At 72.1% G+C, this 18,306-nt stretch carries 22 protein-coding genes; 9 read left to right on the top strand and 13 right to left on the bottom strand.

What is annotated here, in order from left to right; all coding sequences use genetic code 11:
• Positions 1-21: 21 nt before the first annotated feature.
• Complete coding sequence (locus tag ACGF8A_RS31925) at positions 22-897, top strand: undecaprenyl-diphosphate phosphatase (protein WP_393113778.1); 876 nt, start codon at positions 22-24, stop codon at positions 895-897.
• 214 nt (positions 898-1,111) lie between these two features.
• A complete protein-coding gene (locus ACGF8A_RS31930; protein WP_393113780.1) occupies positions 1,112-1,291 on the top strand; it encodes a hypothetical protein in 180 nt (59 codons plus the stop codon).
• 48 nt (positions 1,292-1,339) lie between these two features.
• Here ACGF8A_RS31930 and ACGF8A_RS31935 read toward each other — a convergent pair whose 3' ends face one another.
• The gene (locus tag ACGF8A_RS31935) at positions 1,340-1,978 is read right to left on the bottom strand and encodes a DUF4291 domain-containing protein (RefSeq protein ID WP_393113782.1); all 639 of its coding nucleotides are present in this window, start codon (positions 1,976-1,978) and stop codon (positions 1,340-1,342) included.
• Between the two features lie 93 nt (positions 1,979-2,071).
• Here ACGF8A_RS31935 and ACGF8A_RS31940 point away from each other — a divergent pair, with 93 nt between their 5' ends.
• The gene (locus ACGF8A_RS31940; RefSeq protein WP_393113784.1) at positions 2,072-2,551 is read left to right on the top strand and encodes a nuclear transport factor 2 family protein; all 480 of its coding nucleotides are present in this window, start codon (positions 2,072-2,074) and stop codon (positions 2,549-2,551) included.
• Between the two features lie 69 nt (positions 2,552-2,620).
• Complete coding sequence (gene lnt, locus ACGF8A_RS31945) at positions 2,621-4,189, top strand: apolipoprotein N-acyltransferase (protein WP_393113786.1); 1,569 nt, start codon at positions 2,621-2,623, stop codon at positions 4,187-4,189.
• Here the strand turns inward: lnt and ACGF8A_RS31950 are convergent.
• Positions 4,104-5,018: a Gfo/Idh/MocA family protein gene (locus ACGF8A_RS31950; RefSeq protein ID WP_393113789.1), complete on the bottom strand. Its 915-nt coding sequence runs from the start codon at positions 5,016-5,018 to the stop codon at positions 4,104-4,106. The two genes, lnt and ACGF8A_RS31950, sit on opposite strands and share 86 nt — an antisense overlap.
• 242 nt (positions 5,019-5,260) lie before the next feature.
• Between ACGF8A_RS31950 and ACGF8A_RS31955 the strand changes: the two genes are divergently transcribed.
• Positions 5,261-5,773, top strand: coding sequence for a DinB family protein (locus ACGF8A_RS31955; protein WP_393113792.1), 513 nt, complete (start codon positions 5,261-5,263; stop codon positions 5,771-5,773).
• A gap of 329 nt (positions 5,774-6,102) precedes the next feature.
• Complete coding sequence (locus tag ACGF8A_RS31960) at positions 6,103-6,582, top strand: hypothetical protein (RefSeq protein ID WP_393113794.1); 480 nt, start codon at positions 6,103-6,105, stop codon at positions 6,580-6,582.
• Between the two features lie 19 nt (positions 6,583-6,601).
• Here the strand turns inward: ACGF8A_RS31960 and ACGF8A_RS31965 are convergent, their stop codons facing one another.
• The 7 genes from ACGF8A_RS31965 to ACGF8A_RS31995 form a co-directional block, all read right to left on the bottom strand.
• Positions 6,602-7,123, bottom strand: coding sequence for a hypothetical protein (locus ACGF8A_RS31965; protein ID WP_393113796.1), 522 nt, complete (start codon positions 7,121-7,123; stop codon positions 6,602-6,604).
• A gap of 115 nt (positions 7,124-7,238) precedes the next feature.
• A complete protein-coding gene (gene ung, locus ACGF8A_RS31970) occupies positions 7,239-7,931 on the bottom strand; it encodes a uracil-DNA glycosylase (protein WP_393113798.1) in 693 nt (230 codons plus the stop codon).
• Between the two features lie 81 nt (positions 7,932-8,012).
• Positions 8,013-9,647 carry an ABC transporter substrate-binding protein gene (locus ACGF8A_RS31975; RefSeq protein WP_393113800.1) on the bottom strand — a complete coding sequence of 545 codons (1,635 nt, stop codon included), beginning with the start codon at positions 9,645-9,647 and terminating at the stop codon, positions 8,013-8,015.
• Between the two features lie 173 nt (positions 9,648-9,820).
• The gene (locus ACGF8A_RS31980) at positions 9,821-10,582 is read right to left on the bottom strand and encodes an SDR family oxidoreductase (RefSeq protein ID WP_393113802.1); all 762 of its coding nucleotides are present in this window, start codon (positions 10,580-10,582) and stop codon (positions 9,821-9,823) included.
• An 11-nt stretch (positions 10,583-10,593) separates the two neighbouring features.
• On the bottom strand, positions 10,594-11,355 hold the full coding sequence (gene fabG, locus ACGF8A_RS31985) for a 3-oxoacyl-ACP reductase FabG (protein WP_393113804.1): 762 nt from the start codon (positions 11,353-11,355) through the stop codon (positions 10,594-10,596).
• A gap of 135 nt (positions 11,356-11,490) precedes the next feature.
• On the bottom strand, positions 11,491-11,907 hold the full coding sequence (locus ACGF8A_RS31990) for a DUF3037 domain-containing protein (protein ID WP_393113806.1): 417 nt from the start codon (positions 11,905-11,907) through the stop codon (positions 11,491-11,493).
• Positions 11,904-12,659: a HipA family kinase gene (locus ACGF8A_RS31995; RefSeq protein WP_393113808.1), complete on the bottom strand. Its 756-nt coding sequence runs from the start codon at positions 12,657-12,659 to the stop codon at positions 11,904-11,906. The genes ACGF8A_RS31990 and ACGF8A_RS31995 overlap by 4 nt, the downstream gene beginning before the upstream one ends.
• A 181-nt stretch (positions 12,660-12,840) precedes the next feature.
• On the opposite strand from ACGF8A_RS31995, the gene ACGF8A_RS32000 reads away from it, so the two are divergent.
• Positions 12,841-13,299 carry a Rieske (2Fe-2S) protein gene (locus ACGF8A_RS32000; RefSeq protein WP_393113810.1) on the top strand — a complete coding sequence of 153 codons (459 nt, stop codon included), beginning with the start codon at positions 12,841-12,843 and terminating at the stop codon, positions 13,297-13,299.
• Between the two features lie 2 nt (positions 13,300-13,301).
• Here ACGF8A_RS32000 and ACGF8A_RS32005 read toward each other — a convergent pair whose 3' ends face one another.
• On the bottom strand, positions 13,302-13,943 hold the full coding sequence (locus tag ACGF8A_RS32005; RefSeq protein ID WP_393113812.1) for a cysteine hydrolase: 642 nt from the start codon (positions 13,941-13,943) through the stop codon (positions 13,302-13,304).
• A gap of 133 nt (positions 13,944-14,076) precedes the next feature.
• Between ACGF8A_RS32005 and ACGF8A_RS32010 the strand changes: the two genes are divergently transcribed.
• Complete coding sequence (locus ACGF8A_RS32010; protein ID WP_393113814.1) at positions 14,077-14,544, top strand: pyridoxamine 5'-phosphate oxidase family protein; 468 nt, start codon at positions 14,077-14,079, stop codon at positions 14,542-14,544.
• Positions 14,545-14,550: 6 nt separating this feature from the next.
• Here the strand turns inward: ACGF8A_RS32010 and ACGF8A_RS32015 are convergent, their stop codons facing one another.
• The gene (locus tag ACGF8A_RS32015) at positions 14,551-15,453 is read right to left on the bottom strand and encodes a LysR family transcriptional regulator (RefSeq protein ID WP_393113816.1); all 903 of its coding nucleotides are present in this window, start codon (positions 15,451-15,453) and stop codon (positions 14,551-14,553) included.
• 63 nt (positions 15,454-15,516) lie between these two features.
• Here ACGF8A_RS32015 and ACGF8A_RS32020 point away from each other — a divergent pair, with 63 nt between their 5' ends.
• Positions 15,517-16,458 carry a DMT family transporter gene (locus ACGF8A_RS32020; RefSeq protein WP_393113818.1) on the top strand — a complete coding sequence of 314 codons (942 nt, stop codon included), beginning with the start codon at positions 15,517-15,519 and terminating at the stop codon, positions 16,456-16,458.
• A gap of 38 nt (positions 16,459-16,496) precedes the next feature.
• On the opposite strand, the gene ACGF8A_RS32025 is transcribed toward ACGF8A_RS32020, so the two are convergent.
• Together ACGF8A_RS32025 and ACGF8A_RS32030 are read right to left on the bottom strand one after the other, a co-directional pair.
• Complete coding sequence (locus ACGF8A_RS32025; RefSeq protein WP_393113820.1) at positions 16,497-16,829, bottom strand: glyoxalase superfamily protein; 333 nt, start codon at positions 16,827-16,829, stop codon at positions 16,497-16,499.
• A 124-nt stretch (positions 16,830-16,953) separates the two neighbouring features.
• Positions 16,954-18,276 (bottom strand): aminotransferase class I/II-fold pyridoxal phosphate-dependent enzyme, encoded by a 1,323-nt coding sequence (locus ACGF8A_RS32030; protein ID WP_393113822.1) that lies wholly within the window; start codon positions 18,274-18,276, stop codon positions 16,954-16,956.
• Between the last annotated feature and the right edge of the window lie 30 nt (positions 18,277-18,306).

Below are 18,306 nucleotides of genomic sequence, written 5' to 3' on the forward strand. Positions count from 1 at the left end.
GGCACTTGGACTCCGTACTTCATGTCTTGGTTCGAATCACTCATCCTCGGACTCGTCCAGGGGCTGACCGAGTTCCTTCCCGTGTCCTCCAGCGCACACCTGCGCCTTACCGCGGCCTTCTCCGGCTGGGAGGACCCCGGGGCCGCCTTCACGGCGATCACCCAGATCGGCACCGAGGCCGCCGTGCTGATCTACTTCCGAAAGGACATCGGCCGCATCCTGTCGGCGTGGACCCGCTCGCTGTACGACAAGGCCTGGCGCAAGGACCAGGACGCCCGGATGGGCTGGCTGGTGATCGTCGGCTCGATCCCGATCGGTGTGCTCGGCGTGACGCTGAAGGACCAGATCGTCGGCCCCTTCCGTGATCTGCGCATCACCGCCACGATGCTGATCGTGGTCGGCCTGATCATGGGTGTCGCCGACCGGATGGCCGCCCGCGACGAGACCGGCGGACGGCACCGGGCGGCCAAGGAGCGCAAGACGCTCAAGGAACTGGGCGTGCGGGACGGCCTGATCTTCGGCCTCTGTCAGGCGATGGCGCTCGTCCCGGGCGTCTCCCGCTCCGGCGCGACCATCACCGGCGGCCTGTTCATGGGCTTCACCCGCGAGGCGGCGGCCCGCTACTCGTTCCTGCTCGCGATCCCGGCGGTGATCGCCTCGGGCGGATACGAACTCAAGGACGCCCTGGAAGGCGACCATGTGACCTGGGGGCCGACGATCTTCGCGACGGTGGTCGCCTTCGTGACCGGCTACGCGGTGATCGCCTGGTTCATGAAGTTCATCTCGACCAGGAGCTTCATGCCGTTCGTCTGGTACCGCGTGGCTCTCGGCATCGTGATCATCGCGCTGGTCACGTTCGGCGTCCTGAGCCCGCACGCGGCCGAATCGGCCGGCTGAGCGAAGCGCACGGCCCCCGGGGATCCCCGGGGGCCGTTGTCCTTCGGGGTCCACGATCTGCGACCGCCGACCCGCAGTTCACCGATCCACCACCCCCGGGCTCCTCGCATCCGCGGGATGCGCGTGCGGCGCCGTATGGGCCGTGACCGAGCCCATACGGAATGAGTAGCCGTCCGGTAGCGCGGTGTCAGCGACTGCCCCTACGCTTGCTCGCATGTCCCCCCATTCCCCGACCCCTGGTTCCATGCGGTCCGCCGCCGAGGTCAACGAGCAGATCCGTGCGCTGTGGACGCGCTCGGGCGGCTCGCTGTCGGCGCAGGAGCGGGCGGAGTACGAGCTGCTGGTGGTCGAGTGGGCCGCGGCGATCCGCGGCGCGGTCGCCGAGGCGGCCTGAGCGCGGAATCCGGGGCCGCGCCGGCGTACGGGGCCGCCTGACCGGCGCTCACCGCCGGGGCGGGCCCTGCCGAGCGTCCGGAACCAGGTGCGCCAGCTCCTCCTCGGCCGCCGGATACGGCCGCTCCTCGGGCAACAGCCGCGTCGCGCGCGTGAGTTCACCGGATCGCACCAGGCCGTGGATCTCCCTGGCCAGCGGTGTCACGTCCTCGATTCCGACGATCCACTCATCGGCGTACCGAGCGGCCGCCTCTCCGGCGAGTCCCATTTGCAGCGAGCGGTGCAGCAGCGGGGTGAGATGCAGATCACGCTCCGGGTCCCACTGCACGCGAACGGGCGCCGCCCTCAGTTGCTCCCGCCACGCCTCCCGGCCGACGTGCAGCCCGGCGGCGTAGTGCGAGAGGCAGGCGTGCCGCAGCGCCCAGAGGAAGCCCTCGCGGGTGATCTCGACGGCGAGGACGGTCTCCTGGTTCTCCTTGGTGCCCCAGCCGCAGCGGTACATCATCCACAGGAAGGAGGGCTTGACCCAGGTCATGCGCTCACGCTTCCACGTACCCGGAAACCGGCCCGAGCGCGCCGCCGGGCGGCCGATGCCGGGGTGGTACGCCTGGTAGACGGTGAGCGTGGAGTCCGTGTGCCTGGCTCGTACGCGGAATTCCGGCTCGGGACGGGCGGTCTGTCCGTTCACGACGGACAGCCTCGCGCGGGCCGCGGGGCATGACCACCGAATATCGCGGCACGCCCTCTTGGCGCGGCCCGTCCCGTGCCCAACACTGAGCCGATGACGCAGCGCGTGGAGCTCGCGACCGTGATGGACCGGCTGGCCGTCGACGGTCTGGTCACCGACTACGCCGTGGCGGTGGACGACGGCGACTGGGAGGCGTACCGGAAGCTGTTCACACCGGACGGACGGGCGGACTACCGCTCGGCCGGCGGCATCGAGGGGGACGCCGCCAGGGTCGCCACCTGGCTGGCGGAGAGCATGCGGGCGTTCGCCATGCGCCAGCACCTCATCGTCAACCGCCGGGTCCGCTTCGGGGTCCTGGAGCGGGACACCGGGGACACGGCGCAGGTCCAGGCCGACTACGTCAACCCGATGCGTCTCGCAGGCGACGGCTCGGCGGCGCCCGACTTCGTGTGCGGCGGCCGCTACGCCTTCGGGCTGCGGCGCACCGACGACGGCTGGCGGCTGCACGAGGTCGTCGTACGCGAGAAGTGGCGGCGTATGCCGCAGGGGTCCGGGGTACCTGTGATCGACTGAGCGGGCCTACTCCCTGGCGGGACCGCCGGCTGCGCGCACACTGGAAGCACGGGGGGAGGGAGGCGCCGTATGAAGTCGCTCGGCCGCCGGCTCGACTCCCCGTGGTGGCGTTCCGCGGCCGCCGCGCTGGCGGGCGCCCTTCCCATGCTCGCCTTCCCGGCCCCGTCCCTGTGGTGGTTCGCCCACGTCGCCCTGGTGCCGTGGATCCTGCTCGCCCGCACCGCCCCGACCGGGCGGCGGGCGCTGTACGACGGCTGGTGCGGCGGCCTCGGCTTCATGCTGGCCGTGCACCACTGGCTGCTGCCCAACCTGCATGTGTTCACCTTCGTCATCGCCGCCCTGCTCGGCGCACTGTGGGCGCCGTGGGGCTGGCTGGTCCGCCGGTTCCTCGGCGGAGTGCCGTCGCCGGGCCGGATCGCGGTCGCGCTGCTGGTGCTGCCGTCGGGCTGGCTGGCGGTGGAGCTGGTGCGGTCCTGGCAGGGGCTGGGCGGGCCCTGGGGCATGCTCGGCGCCAGTCAGTGGCAGGTCGAGCCGGCACTGCGGCTGGCCTCGGTGGGCGGGGTGTGGCTGCTGAGCCTGCTGCTGGTGGCGGTCAACGTCGCGGTCGCCGTACTCGTCTCGGTGCGGGCCGCCCGGATACCCGCTCTGGCCGCCCTGCTCGCCACCGCCGTGGGCACGTCGGCCGCCTGGGCATGGGCGCCGCGTCCGCACCTCGGCGGCGAGGCCCGGGTGGGCGTCGTACAGCCCGGTGTCATCAGCGGCCCCGGCCCCCGCTTCGACCGCGAGGAAGCGCTCACCCGGCAGCTCGCCGGCCAGGACCTCGACCTGATCGTCTGGGGCGAGAGCAGCGTCGGCTACGACCTGGCGGACCGGCCCGACCTGGCGCGGCGCATCGCGGCGCTGTCCCGCGAGACCGGCGCCCCGATCCTGGTGAACGTCGACGCCCGCCGCTCGGACCGGCCCGGCATCTACAAGAGCTCGGTCCTGATCGGCCCCGACGGCCCGACCGGCGACCGGTACGACAAGATGCGGCTGGTCCCCTTCGGCGAGTACGTCCCGTTCCGCTCGCTGCTCGGCTGGGTCACCTCCGTGGGCGAGGCCGCGGAGGAGGACCGCAGGCGCGGCACCGAGCAGGTCGTGATGAACGCGGGCGGCGGGCTGCGGGTCGGCCCCATGGTCTGCTTCGAGTCGGCGTTCCCCGACATCAGCCGCAGCGTGACCCGCGGCGGCGCCGACCTGCTGGTCGCACAGTCTGCGACCTCGACGTTCCAGGAGAGCTGGGCGCCCGCGCAGCATGCCTCGCTGGCCGCGCTGCGCGCCGCCGAGACCGGCCGCTCCATGGTCCACGCGACCCTGACCGGTGTCTCCGCCGTCCACGACCCGGAGGGCCGGCGGATCGGCCCGGCGCTCGGCACGGCGGCGAGCGCCGCGCAGGTCTACGAGGTGCCGCTGGCCGACGGGTTCACGCCGTACGTCCGCCTGGGCGCCTGGCCGGTGTACGTCGCCGTGCTGGTGCTGCTCGCCCTGGCTCTCGCCGAGGGCGGTCGGGCGGTCAGGCGGCGCCGCCGGAACGCTCCAGAACCGCCATCACCACCCGCTCGCACAGTTCGTGAGTCGCCAGCGCGTCCCGGGCGCTGAGCGGCTTGCCCGCGCGCACCGCGTCGAGGAAGCCCAGCACCGCCTGCTCGATGCCCCGTTGCCTGGCCACCGGGACCCAGTCCCCGCGCCGCCGCAACGTCGGCTGGCCCTTGTGGTCGATCACCTCGGCGAGGTTGATCACCTGCCGCTTGGTGTCCTGACCGGAGACCTCCAGGATCTCCTCGGCGGATCCGCTGAGCCGGTTCATCACGCCGAGCGCGGTGAAGCCGTCCCCGGCGAGCTGGAGCACGACGTGGTGCAGCAGCCCGTCCACGATCCGGGCGCGCACGGTCACGTCGTCGATCTGGCCCGGCACCAGGAAGCGCAGCGTGTCCACGACGTGGATGAAGTCGTCCAGGATCATGGTGCGCGGCTCTTCGGGCAGCCCGACCCGGTTCTTCTGCAGCAGGATCAACTCGCGCGGATGCTCGGCGCACTGCACGTACGCGGGTGCGTGCCGGCGGTTGAAGCCGACGGCGAGGCTCACGCCCCGTTCCTCGGCGAGCTGCACCAGCCGCTCGGAGTCGGCGAGTTCGTAGGCCAGCGGCTTGTCGACGTAGACCGGGACGCCCGCCTGCAGCAGCCGGGTGACGATCTCTGGGTGCACGAGGGTGGGCGCGTGCACGAAGGCGGCGTCGAGGTCCTGGGCGAGGAGGTCGTCCAGGGTGCCGTGGCGCTGCGCGGGCGGCAGGTGGAGGCTGTCGGCCACGCGGTTCAGCGTGGCGGGCGTCCGGGTGTGCAGATGCAGCTCGACCCCGGGCTGGACCCCGAGCACCGGCAGATACGCCTTCTGCGCGATGTCACCGAGTCCGATGCAGCCGACCTTCACGGGGGCTCCTTCACTGCTTGCCTGCGGGGGTCTGCCCGGAAGCATACGGCGGTCCCGGCTGACGCCGGTCGGCGATACCGCCGACGCCGCGCGGGGAAGGCCTGGTCCGGCCGTCGGCGGTGCGGCGGTCACGGCGTCGTGCACGGCCGTTCCGGCCTGGCGGCTGATCGTGTGCGAAGGGGTGGCGTCGCGTGCTGGTGGAACGCCTTGGTGAATCATCCGGCGTGAGCGAGGATGCGCTCATGACACAGGAGCGCAGCGAGCCGGCCCAGGACGCCGGCGAACGGGCCATGCTGGAGGGCTGGTTGGAGTACCACCGGCAGACCCTGGCGTGGAAGTGCGAGGGGCTGAGCGACGCGCAGCTGCGGATCGCGGCCGTGGAACCGTCCGAGCTGTCCCTGATGGGGCTGGTGCGGCACATGGCGGAGGTGGAGCGGGGCTGGTTCCGCAAGGTGCTGGCCGGTGACGACGTGGGGCCGATCTACTACACCGAGGAGGACCGCGACGGCGAGTTCCATCTCACCGAGGCCGACACCTGGGCGGAGGCGTACGCGACCTGGCAGGCGGAGATCGCGGTCGCCCGGCGCAACGCCGCCGGTTTCGGCCTGGACGACCTCTCCAAGGGCCGCAGCCGCCACACGGAAGAGCCCTTCAGCCTGCGCTGGATCTACACCCACATGATCGAGGAGTACGCCCGCCACAACGGCCACGCGGATCTGATCCGCGAGCGCGTGGACGGGGCGACGGGCGACTAGGCCTCGGCGAACGACGAGGCGGCATCTGCCCGCGCCGGAGCCCGCGTGCGCGCCGTGACACTGCAGGGCCCGGCCGTTCGGGCCTGTGCGGCGGACGGCTGGCGGGCACTGGCCCGAGCCTGAGCAGCGGTCGGGCGTCGCAGTCGCCGGCGCGGCCTGGGCCGCCGGGCGCAGGCCCGGACCGCGTGTCCGCGGCCCCGGGCTGCGGGCCCGACGAATGTCAGCCCAGCGGCGCCCGCCCCTCCCCGCGGGGGCGTAGTTCACCCGTCCGGAGCAAACTGCGCCCGTCCGTCGGGCTCAGCGGAGCGGGAGCCACCAGAGTGGCGCGGGTGCATCGAACGACGACCACCGCGACGCTGCTCGTCACCGTGGCCCTCTCCGCCGTCTCCGGCTGTGTGACCGTCCAGCGGGGCCCCGCCACCGCGGTGCCGGCGCCCGCCCAGCCGTCGGCATCGCGGACCGACGGCCGCACCGGACCGCAGATCGCGCAGGCACCGGCCCGCGAGGCCCTGGAGTTGACCGGCCCGTCCCCCCGCCCCGGCACCGCGGCGCCGGGGCCACGCCACCCGGCCACGCGGGCCCCGTCACCGGTGCAGCGCGTCCCGTCGCGGCGCGCGGAGTCCGCACCGCGCTCCGAGGCGCCCCGCCCGGAGCCGCGACGCCCGCGGCAGCAGCCACCGGCCGCGGTCCCGGACGTCTCCCCCACCATCGGCGGAACCGGCGACGTGTGCGCCCTGGGCAGGGAGTACGGCGGCTGGCGCCCGGACAGCCCGGAGGCGGCGATCTGCCGGCAGACGTACGGCCGGTGAGGCGGCCTCGCCGGCGCCGCTACGGCCGCTGCCGAGGTGGCCCCCAAAGGCCCCCGCCCGGCGAACCCCCGTCCCCGAGCCGCAGCTCCAGCCGCCCGATGGCCGCCCGCACCCCCTGGCCGTACGGATCGTCGGCCAGCGCGTCCGCCGCTCCCCGGGCCCGGCGCAGATGGGTGCGGGCGGCGCCCGAGCGGCCGAGTTTGACGTAGTCCGCGGCGAGGTTCAGGTGCAGGGAGGGGTAAAGCGCGCGCACCGCCGGGGCTCCCTCGTGGGCCGCGAGCCGGTCGTCGGTCAGCTCCTCGGCGGCTCCCAACGCCCGCAGGTCCCAGGCGAGTTCGTCGCTGGGGTCGTCCTGGGCGTCGGCCATGTAGTGGGCGAGGGTGCAGCGGTGCAGGGGGTCGCCGTCCTCGCCGATCTCCGCCCACAAGTCGAGGTAGCGCTGCCGGGCCTCCTCGCGGTCGCCCGCGTGGTGCAGCATGACGACCTGCCCGATCCGCGTCATCACGGCATCCGGCGCCGCCTGCTCCTGTTGCTCCGACACCGCACCCTCCGCGCGCTCAACGGTCTTCCGTCCGTGCCGACGCTAACGGCCGCCACCGGCAATCCCGGCGAGGCGGGGCCGACCCGGGACGCCGGCCGGCCCTGGCCCAACCGGATCAGGCCGGGTCGGCGAGGTTCGGGATGCGCCAGTCCACCGGGTCGTGCCCCTGCCGCGCGATCGCCTCGTTGATCTGCGTGAACGGCCGGGAGCCGAAGAACTTCTTCGCCGACAGCGGCGAGGGATGAGCACCCTTGACCACCACGTGCCGGGTCTCGTCGATCAGGGGCAGCTTCTTCTGCGCGTAGTTGCCCCACAGCACGAAGACCGCCGGGTCGGGGCGCTCGGCCACCGCGCGGATCACCGCGTCGGTGAACTTCTCCCAGCCCTTGCCCTTGTGCGAGTTGGCCTCCCCGGCCCGGACCGTCAGCACCGCGTTGAGCAGCAGCACACCCTGCCGGGCCCACGGCATCAGATAGCCGTTGTCCGGGATCGGCAGGCCCAGCTCCTGGTGCATCTCCTTGTAGATGTTGCGCAGTGACGGCGGGGTCCGCACGCCGGGGCGGACCGAGAAGCACAGGCCGTGGCCCTGGCCCTCGCCGTGGTACGGGTCCTGGCCGAGGACCAGGACCTTGACCCGCTCGTACGGCGTGGCGTCGAGTGCCGCGAAGACCTCCTCACGCGGCGGGTAGACGGGACCGGCAGCCCGCTCCTCCTCCACGAACTCCGTGAGCTCCTTGAAGTAGGGCTTGTGCAGTTCGTCGCCCAGGACCCCGCGCCAGGACTCGGGCAACATGGCGATGTCGGTCACGTCAACTTCCTTACGGTGTGCGGTCGGTTCCAGAGCTCAGAACCTACCGGCGACCACTGACAACGGCCGTCACGGGCCGCCTCACCAGCTGGTCTTCCGGGACAACTCCCACACCATCATGATGGTCGACGGGTCCAGGGCGCGCTCGGCGCCGGAGATCTCCACACTCGCGGCGACATACTGCTTGCCCTGCCACAGCGGCAGCAGCCGTGCGTCCTTCACGAGGATCTGCTGGGCCTCCTCGAAGTCGGACTCCACCTGGGCGCGGTCGCTCTCGCGGCGGGAGCGGGGCAGCAGCTCGCCGGTGATCTTGGGAGCGGGGTACGGCGTACCGAGGGCGTTCTGTTCGCCGACGAAGGGCGCGATGTAGTTGTCGGCGTCCGGGAAGTCGGGGAACCAGCCGCGCCCGAACACCGGGTACTCACCCTTCTGGTACCCCTCGACGTAGGTGTTCCAGGGGCGGCTCTTCAGAGTGATCTTGAACAGGCCGGAGGCTTCCAGCTGCCGCTTGAGCTCCTGGAACAGCACGGCGGTCTCGGAGCCGTAGCGGTCGGTGGTGTACCAGAGGGTGAGCGGGACCGGCCCGTCGATACCGTCCTCGCTGAGGATCGAGCGGGCCTTGTCCTGGTCGGGGTCGCCGAAGTTGTCGAAGAAGCCGGTGGTGTGGCCGGTGAGACCCTTGGGGACCATGGAGTACAGCGGGTCGACGGTGTCCTTGTAGATCGTGTGCGCGATCCTCGGACGGTCGACGACCTGGGCGACGGCCCGGCGCACGGCGGGCCTTCCGGCCCACTCGTCCTTCGGGTTGAAGACCAGATAGCTGATGTCGGCGCCGGCGCCCTCGACGAGCTGGAGGCTCTCGTCGGCGTCCCTGCTCTGGAGCGCGACGATGTCGTCGGCGGCGAGACCGCGGTAGGTCACGTCGATGTCCTGGTCGCGCAGGGCCTTGACCATGGCGCCGGAATCCTGGAAGTAACGGATCGTGACAGCATCGTTTCTTCGGTCGGCGAAACCCTTGTAGCTGTCGTTGCGCACGAGTTCGGCCCGCGCGCCCTCGTCGTAGGAGTCGAGGACGTACGGCCCCGAGCCGGTGACCCCGCCGTCCTCGCGGAGCTTGTCGGCCGGGTAGTCGTCGGGGTCGACGACGGACATGGCCGGGGTGGCGAGCACGAACGGGAAGGTGGCGTCGGCGGTCTTGAGGTGGAAGACGACCTCGCGGTCGCCGAGCGCCTGCACCCGGTCCAGGCTGCCCAGCAGGCCGGCGGGGCCGCCCGGTGCGTTGATCGCCAGGATCCGGTCGATGGAGTGCTTGACGGCCTGCGCGTCGAGCGTGCCGCCGTCGGAGAAGGTGAGCCCCTCGCGCAGCTCGCAGCGGTACACCCGGTTGGCGCCGTCGGTGAACGCACAGTTCTCGGCGGCGTCGGGCTGGGGCGTGGTGGTGCCGGTGGGGTAACTCAGCAGCGTCTGGTAGACGTTGCGGAACAGCTCCCAGGAGCCGTCCCAGGAGGCGGCCGGATCCAGCGTGCTGGGGGCGCTGGTGGTCCCCACGACGATCGGTCCCCCCTCGGCAGGGTCGCCGTCCGAAAACATGCTGCACCCGGCCAACAGGGATATGGAAGCGATCGCCGCCACTTGCCGCAGGCCTCGGTTCCGGTTGAACACGCGCACGCTCCTCGATCTGCCATACCAAGGGTCGGCAGACCCTATCGCAGGCATGGACGGCCTGAAACGTTCTTGCGCGAGCCCGGTGATCACCGTCTGAATGACGACGTTGTCATCACCCGGAACGGCGCCGAATTGCCGACAGGGGCGCCGTTTTCGTCAACAAAATCGCGTCACGCGCTCTCGATTGACGCAGCGGCGCCCCTGTCCGAAAAGACCCGATCCGCTCAGCCCACCCCGGCGTTGAGGAAGATGCCGCCGTCGACGACGAGCGTCTGGCCGGTGATCCAGTCGGCCTGCGCAGAGGTGAGGAACGCGGCGGCACCGCCGATGTCGGAGGGCACGCCGAGCCGGCCGAGCGGGTAGGCGGACGCGGCCTCGGCCTCCCGGCCCTCGTACAGGGCCTGCGCGAACTTGGTCTTCACCACCGCGGGGGCGATCGCGTTGACCCGCACCTTGGGCGCGTACTCGTGCGCCAGCTGGAGGGTCAGGTTGATCATCGCGGCCTTGCTGATCCCGTAGGCGCCGATGAAGGGCGAGGGGGAGAGACCGGCGACGGAGGCGATGTTGACGATGGCGCCGCCGTTGTCCTTCTGCCAGGCGTGCCAGGTCTTCTGGGCGAAGCCGAGCGCGGAGACGACGTTGGTCTCGAAGACCTTGCGTGCCACGTCGAGGTCGAGGTCGGCGATCGGCCCGAAGACCGGGTTCGTACCGGCGTTGTTGACCAGGTGGTCGATCCGGCCGAAGGCCTCCATCGTGCGCTCGACGGCGACGGCCTGGTGGTCGAGGTCGTGGGCCTTGCCCGCGACGCCGATGACCCGGTCGGCGCCGAGCCGCTCGACGGCCTCCTTCAGGGCTTCCTCGTTGCGGCCGGTGATGCAGACGCGGTCACCGCGTGCCACCAGTGCCTCGGCGACGCCGTAGCCGATGCCGCGGCTGCCGCCGGTGACGAGGGCGGCCTTGCCGGAGAGTTCAGGCAGTTCAGTCATGTCCGTGCTCCTTAGTCGAGCGGTCCGCCGGCGACGTACAGCACCTGGCCGGAGACGAATCCGGCCGCCTCGCCCGCGAAGAAGGCGATGGCGTTGGCGATGTCGTCCGGTTCGCCGACGCGCTGGACCGGGATCATGGAGGCGGCAGCGGCCTTGAAGTCCTCGAAGCCCATGCCGACCCGCTCGGCGGTGGCTGCGGTCATGTCGGTGGCGATGAAGCCGGGGGCGACGGCGTTGGCGGTGACGCCGAACTTGCCGAGCTCCTTGGCCAGCGTCTTGGTGAAGCCCTGAAGACCGGCCTTGGCGGCGGAGTAGTTGACCTGGCCGCGGTTGCCGAGGGCGGAGGAGGACGACAGGTTGACGATGCGGCCGAAGCCGGCGTCCACCATGTGCTTCTGGCAGGCCTTGGACATCAGGAAGGCACCGCGCAGGTGCACGTTCATGACGGTGTCCCAGTCGGCGACGCTCATCTTGAACAGCAGGTTGTCGCGGAGCACGCCCGCGTTGTTGACGAGGATCACGGGCGCGCCGAGCTCCTCGGCGACGCGGGCGACGGCCGCCTCGACCTGCGCCTCGTCGGAGACGTCGCAGCCGACGGCGATGGCCTTGCCACCGGCCGCGGTGATCTTCTCCACGGTCTCCTTGCAGGCGGCCTCGTCGAGGTCGAGGACGGCGACCGCGCGGCCCTCGGCCGCCAGGCGTACGGCGGTGGCGGCGCCGATGCCGCGTGCGGCACCGGTGACGATCGCGACCCGCTGCTCAGTGGTGGACATTGCTGCTTCTCCTCGCCCTTGGGATGCGGCTCAACGGCACGCTCATCGATGAGCGACCGCTTAGTACCTTCAGCAGACGTGACGCTAGAAGCCCTGGCACGCGGTGTCAACGGCCCATCGGGTGCATGTGATCCATCACCTCACCAGCAGGTCGAGCAGCCGTTCGGTCTCGGCCGCCGGATCGAGGGTCAGCCCGGTGTGCACCGGTCCGGGCTGCACGACCGTGGAGCGGGGCGCGATCAGCCAGCGGAACCGCCGCCCGGCGTCGTCGCCCGCCGCCTGCCCGGCGTCCGTCCCGCCCCCGCAGACGCCCTCCACCGCACGCAGGGCCGCGCGCACCCCGGCCACGTCCGCGTCCGGGTCGAGGGCCAGCAGCCGTGCCTCGTCGAGGTGGGTACGCGCACCGACGTAGGACCTGGCGCGGCAGTACACGAGCACCCCCGCGTTGATGCACTCGCCGCGTTCGACGCGCGGTACGACCCGCAGCAGCGCGTACTCGAACACGTCCCGGCCGCCGCCCTGGCCGGCCCGGGTGATGTGGCGCTCGCTCACTTGATCCCCTCGATGCGTTCGTGGATGACGGCGGCGCGCGCGAGCAGGGGCCGCGCGTAGGCCCGGCGCAGGTCGTCCGGTGTGTCGAAGCCGGGCTCGCCGGCCAGCCAGGCGCCGGGGATCTCTGCGGTGACCTCGGCCAGCAGTTCCTCGGTGACCAGCGGCGCGAGCGCGGCGGCGGCCGCGGTGACGTCCGGCGCGAAGGTTCGCAGGGCGTGGTCGCGGGCCTCGTACGGACGGGCGGCGGAGGCCTCGGCGCCGGGCCAGTTGTGCTGCCAGATCATGGTGGCGCCGTGGTCGATGAGCCACAGGTCGCCGTGCCACACCAGCAGGTTGGGGTTGCGCCAGGAGCGGTCGACGTTGTTGACCAGCGCGTCGAACCAGACGATCCGCCCGGCCTCCTCGGGGCCCACCGCGAAGGCGAGGGGGTCGAAGCCGAGCGCGCCGGACAGGAAGTCCATGCCGAGGTTGGTGCCCCCGCTGGACCGGAGCAGGTCCTGGACCTGCTGGTCCGGCTCTCCTAGCCCGAGGAGCGGGTCCAGGCCGACGGTCACCAGCCGGGGCACACGCAGGCCGAGCCGACGGGCGAGTCCGCCGCAGACGACCTCCGCGACCAGGGTCTTGCGCCCCTGCCCGGCGCCGGTGAACTTCGTCACGTACGTCCCGAAATCGTCCGCCTCGACGAGTCCCGGCAGCGAGCCGCCCTCACGCAACGGCGTGATGTAGCGGGTCGCGATGACTTCCTTGAGCATCGCCCCAGGTTACTGTCGTGTGGGCGCCGTAGGGCCCGGCCTGCCGCTACCGCGTGACGGCCGTTCCCGCCAGATCTCGATCGAGTGAAGTTGGGCCCGGCCACTGAACTTCGGCCGCCCGCCGGCCGTACTGCTGAACAGATCAAGGGATCACCCAGCGCCTGTGGAAGGGAATGCCAGCATGCCCAGCCAATCGCTTCACACCGAGTCGGGTCCGGCCCGCCGCACCGTCATGGCGGCGGCCGGGGCCGCCGGGCTCGCCGTCGCGCTGACCGCGTGCGGGTCGGGCGAGGAATCGTCCGGATCCGGCGCCGGATCCGACTCCCCGGCGGACCCCGGGTCCGGCGCCGCTGCGGGCGGCGCCGCCCTCGCCAAGACGTCCGAGATCCCCGAGGGCGGCGGCAAGGTCATCGGCGACCTGGTGGTCACGCAGCCGGCGGCGGGCGAGTACAAGGCGTTCTCCTCCAAGTGCACCCACCAGGGCTGCGCGGTGAAGGACGTCAAGGACGGTGTCATCATCTGCCCCTGTCACGACAGCCGGTTCTCCGCCACCGACGGCAGCGTGCAGCAGGGTCCGGCGACCCAGCCGCTGGCCGCCTCGGAGATCACCGTGTCCGGCGACGAGATCCGCCTCGCCTGACGTCAGCGGCGACGCGGCCGTTCCCAGCAGCCGAGCACCTCGTCCGTGGTCGCGACCGTGGCGACCCATGCGAGGGTGTTGCGGATCATCGCGGGGGTGTACTCGGGGGGCACCCCCGCGACGGCGTCCACGGGCACCACTGTCGTGTAGCCGCGGTTCACCGCGTCGAACACCGCGTTGGGCACGGCCACGTTGGCGGAGACACCGGTGACGACCAGCGTGCGGCAGCCCAGGTTGCGCAGCAGCGGGTCGACGTCGGTGCCCTGGATCGGCGACAGGCCGTGCAGCCGCCGTACGACGAAGTCCTCCTCGGTGACCTCGATCGGTGCCGCGACGCGCACCGCCGTGGTACCGGCCAGCTGCTGGACGGGCAGCCGGTCGGCGGCGCGGAAGAGGCGGGCGTTGCGGTTCGCGCCGCGGCCGTCGGGGCGGCGTTCGGCGACGGCGTGGATCACCTGGACGCCGCTTCGGTGAGCCGCGGCCACCAGCCGGGCCACATTGCCGAGTGCGCCCGAGGAGCGGAACTCCTTCGCCAGCTCCGGCAGGGCGCTGTCCGGTCCGACGACGCCCTGCTGGCACTCGACGGTGAGGAGCACCGTGGTCGCGGGGTCGAGCAGTTCGCTGAGCTGTTCGAACGACGGCACGGCGCCCCCTCGTGGCCGGCGGTGTGGGAAGCCGGTGAGATGAACCACCATTGCACAGGGACGGACGACGGGCCATCCTTTTCTGACATGCCGTCAGTTGTCGTTCGTCCGAGGGGAAGTCGAGGGGAAAGACATGACAGCCACTCAGCGCCGGGGCCGCAAGATCATGATGACGGCCGGCGAGCTCGACGAGTTCCTGACCGGCCAGCGCACCTGCCGGGTCGCCACGGTCTCGGCCGACGGGGCGCCGCACGTGAGCACGCTGTGGTTCGCCTGGGACGGTACGTCGATGTGGCTGTACTCCGTGGTGCGCAGCAAGCGGTGGGCCGATCTGCGGCGCGATCCGCGGGTGGCGATCGTGGTCGACACCGGTGAGGAGTACGACGAGCTGCGCGGCGTCGAGTTGTCGGGGACCGTCGACTTCGTGGGCGAGGCCCCGCGCACCGGGGAGCTGTGCGCCGAACTCGACCTGCCGGAGACCTTGTTCGCCCGCAAGAACTTCGGCCTCGAGGAGATGCCGCACGACGGACGGCACGCGTGGATGCGGCTCACGCCGTCGAAGACGGTGTCCTGGGACTTCCGCAAGCTCGGTTCCCTGTAGCGCGGCTCAGCCGACGCACTCCCCCGCCGCCCGCAGCGCGGCCACCGCCGCCCGGATCGACGGACGGCGGTCGGCGTCCGCCCGCCAGACGACGTACACATGCCGCCGCACGCGCTGCTTCAGCGGCACGGTGACGACTCCGGCGGGCATCGGGTGACGGCCGAGCAGCGGACAGATGCAGACGCCGAGCCCGGCAGCCACCAGCGCCAGCTGGGTGTGCGTCTCGGCGGCCCGGTGACCGAGGATCGGCTCGACACCACGCGAGCGCAGGGTGAACATCAGCCACTCGTGGCAGAACTCGCCCTGTCCCCAGGTGATCCACTCGTCCTCGGCGAACTCCCCCAGGTCCACCTCGTCCCGGCCGGCGAGGGGATGCCCCTCGGGCATGGCCACATCGGCGGGGTCGTCGAGGATCGACGCCTTGACCAGGCCGTCGGGCAGTGCCATCGGCTTGTTGTACCAGTCAAGGACCACCGCGAGGTCGAGGTCGCCGCGCACCACGCCGTGGATGCCGCGCTCCGGCTCCAGCTCGCAGGTGCGCAGCCGCAGCGCGGGGTGGGCCGTGCGCAGCGCGGCGAGAGCGGTGGGGAACAGTCCGCGGGCGGCGGTCGGGAACGCCGACAGGCGCAGCTCGCCCGCGACCTGGCCGCGCTGCGCCTCCAGGTCGGACTGGGCGAGGGCGACCTGCGACAGGATGCGTGACGCGTGCTGGGCGAGCAGCCGGCCGGCGTCGGTGAGCCGGACGCCCCGCCCGTGCTTGGCGAGCAGCTGCTGGCCGACCTCCCGCTCCAGCTTGGCCAGTTGCTGGGAGACGGCCGAGGTGGTGATGTGCAGCCCCTCGGCCGCACCGCTCACCGAGCCGTGCCGGGCGAGCGCGTCGAGGGTGCGAAGACGGTCCAGGCTCAACATATAAGCGATGCTACGAGATACAGCGTGCGAAATCTCGCTTGTTCTACAAGGTCATGCCCCCGCATGGTTGCTTCCGTGACCACCGCCACGACCGACGCCACACGCACGCCCGTCCGAGCCCCCGCCCGCCGCACGATCGACTGGAGAATCCGCTTCGCGGCCCTGTCGCTGGTCTGGGGCTTCAGCTTTCTGCTCATCAAGGTGGGCACCGACGGCTACGCCCCGTTCCAGGTGACCCTCGGCCGGCTGGTGTTCGGTACGGCGGTGCTCGCGGCGGCGATGGCCATGAAGCGCCGGCGGCTTCCGCGCGGGACGCGCACCTGGGCCCACCTGACGGTCGCCGCGTTCCTGCTCAACGCGCTGCCGTTCTCGCTGTTCGCCTATGCCGAACTGACGATCCCGTCCACGCTCGCCGGCATCTGCAACGCCACCTCACCGCTGTGGGGCATGGCCCTGTCACTGATCGCCCTGTCCGAGGACCGGCCCACCCGAGTCCGGGTCGCCGGGCTCGGCCTGGGATTCCTCGGCGTGCTGACGGTGCTGGGTGCCTGGCAGGGCTTCACCGGCGTCGATCCCACGGGCACGGCCCTGGCGCTGCTGGCCTCGCTCAGCTATCCGATCGGCTGGATCTACGTCCGGCGCACCCTGGCCGGATCCGGCGAGCCCCATCTGTCCCTGACCGGGGCGCAGTTGCTGCTCGCCACTCTCCAACTGGCGGTTGTCACCCCGCTGTTCACGAGTGCGCCCACCCGGTTCCCGGTGCTGCCGTCGCTCGCCGTCGTGGCTCTGGGCGCCCTGGGCACGGGCCTGGCGGTGCTCATCCAGTACGGCCTGGTCGCCGAGGTCGGGCCGACGACCGCCCAGATGGTCACCTACTTCATCCCGGTCGTCGCCACGGCCGCGGGCGTCGCCGTCCTGGGCGAGTCCCTGGCGTGGCCGACGCCGGTCGGGGCGGTGATCGTGCTGGCGGGGGCGGCGTTGACGCAGGTGCGGCCCAAGACGTGACGCGGAGGCGGCCGGCCACTCCTGGGATGAACCGGCGCTCAGTCCTTCGGCGTGCCGATCCGCAGCCGGTTGCCGTCGGGGTCCCCCAGTTCGATCTCCCGGGCCCACGGGGCCTCCTGCACCGGCACACCGAACTCGGCGGCGACCTCGTCCACGTCGGTCAGCCGCAGGTAGACCAGCGTGTCCGGCCGGGCGTCGCCGGTGTGCTCCGACAGGAACAGGCTCACCGGCCCCCGTGCGACCTCCACGAACGCCGGCAGCCCCGGCTCGAAGCGGTGCTCCCACTGCTGGGCGAACCCCATGCGCCCGTACCAGCGGACCGCCACGGCGGCGTCGGCCACGCGCAGGACCGGGATGACGTCCTCGTTCATGCGGCCATGATCTCAGAGACGTTCATCGCGCCGTGGTTCCTCAGACGTTCATCGCGCCGTCGTTCCTCAGACGTTCACGACGCCACGGCACCGGACACGTCCACCACGCCACGGATCCTGAGACCTACACGTAGCTGCGCACCGGTGCCGGGCGCACGGCGGCGGCGATCGCGTCGGCCAGCGGTTCCGCCTCGGCCTCGGTGAGCGTGGAGACGGTGACCCTGATGCCGGGTGGGGCGCTCATACGGAAGCGGGCCCCGGGGGCGACGGCCCATCCGGCGTGCAGCAGACGGGCGACGGCCGCGGTCTCGTCGGGCACCGGGATCCAGACGTTCAGGCCGCTGCGCCCGTACGCCGCCACCCCGCGCCCCGCGAGTGCGTCGATCAACGCGCCCCGGCGCCGCCCGTACGCCGCCGGGACCGCCACCGGGTCCACCGCGCCGTGCGCCCACAGATGCGCCACCGCCCGCTGCGTGATCCGGCTGACCCAGCCGGGCCCGAGCCGCTGCCTCCCGCGCACCCGGTCCAGCGTGACCTCGTCGCCGGCGAGCACGGCGAGCCGCAGGTCGGGGCCGTACGCCTTGGCCGCCGACCGGACGAAGGCCCAGTGCCGGGTGACGCCGGCCAGGGTGTGGAGGGGCTGGTCGACGATGCCGTGGCCGTGGTCGTCCTCGATCAGCAGGGCCGCCGGATGCTTGCGCAGCACCGAACGCAGGGCACGCGCGCGTGCGGCGCTCACCACGGCACCGGTGGGGTTCTGCGCGCGGCCCGTGACGACGAGGGCCCGGGCGCCCGCCGCAAGCGCCTGGTCCACCTGGCCGGGGAGCGGCCCGTCGTCGTCGAGGGCGACGGGGAGGGTGCGCAGCCCCAGCGCCGGCACCAGGTCGAGCAGGCCGCCCCACCCGGGATCCTCCACGGCGACGGCGTCACCGGGCTTGAGGTGGGCGGCCAGGACCCGCTCGATGGCGTCCAGCGAACCCGAGGTCACCGCGATCGGCCCCGCCGGTACACCCCCGGCGTCCATCCCGGCCCGTGCGAGGCGTGCCAGTCCGGGCTCCACGGGCGCCTCTCCGTACAGCACCGGCTCGTGGCCCGCCGCCTCGGCGAACGCGGCCGCCGGCGACGGCAGCAACGCCGGGTCCGGGTTCCCGGCGGCCATGTCCCGGACGCCTTCCGGAACGTCCACCGCGATCTCCTCGCGCCCGGTGGTGGCCGGTTTGTACCGCACCCGGCTGCCGCGCCGCCCGTCGGTCTCGATGACGCCGCGCTCCCGCAGGGTCCGGTAGGCGGCGGCCACGGTGTTCGGGTTCACTCCGAGCCCGGACGCCAACTGCCGCATCGGCGGCAGCAGTTGACCCGGCTTCAGCTCGCCCGCCGCCACCGCGCGCTCCACGCTCGCGGAAATCTCCGCTGCGCCCCGGCCGATGATCGGATATTCTCCTAGCACAAAGCCCATTATGCACTAGTGCAATGGAGG

This window comes from Streptomyces sp. NPDC047706 (assembly GCF_043204795.1).
Lineage (GTDB): Bacteria > Actinomycetota > Actinomycetes > Streptomycetales > Streptomycetaceae > Streptomyces.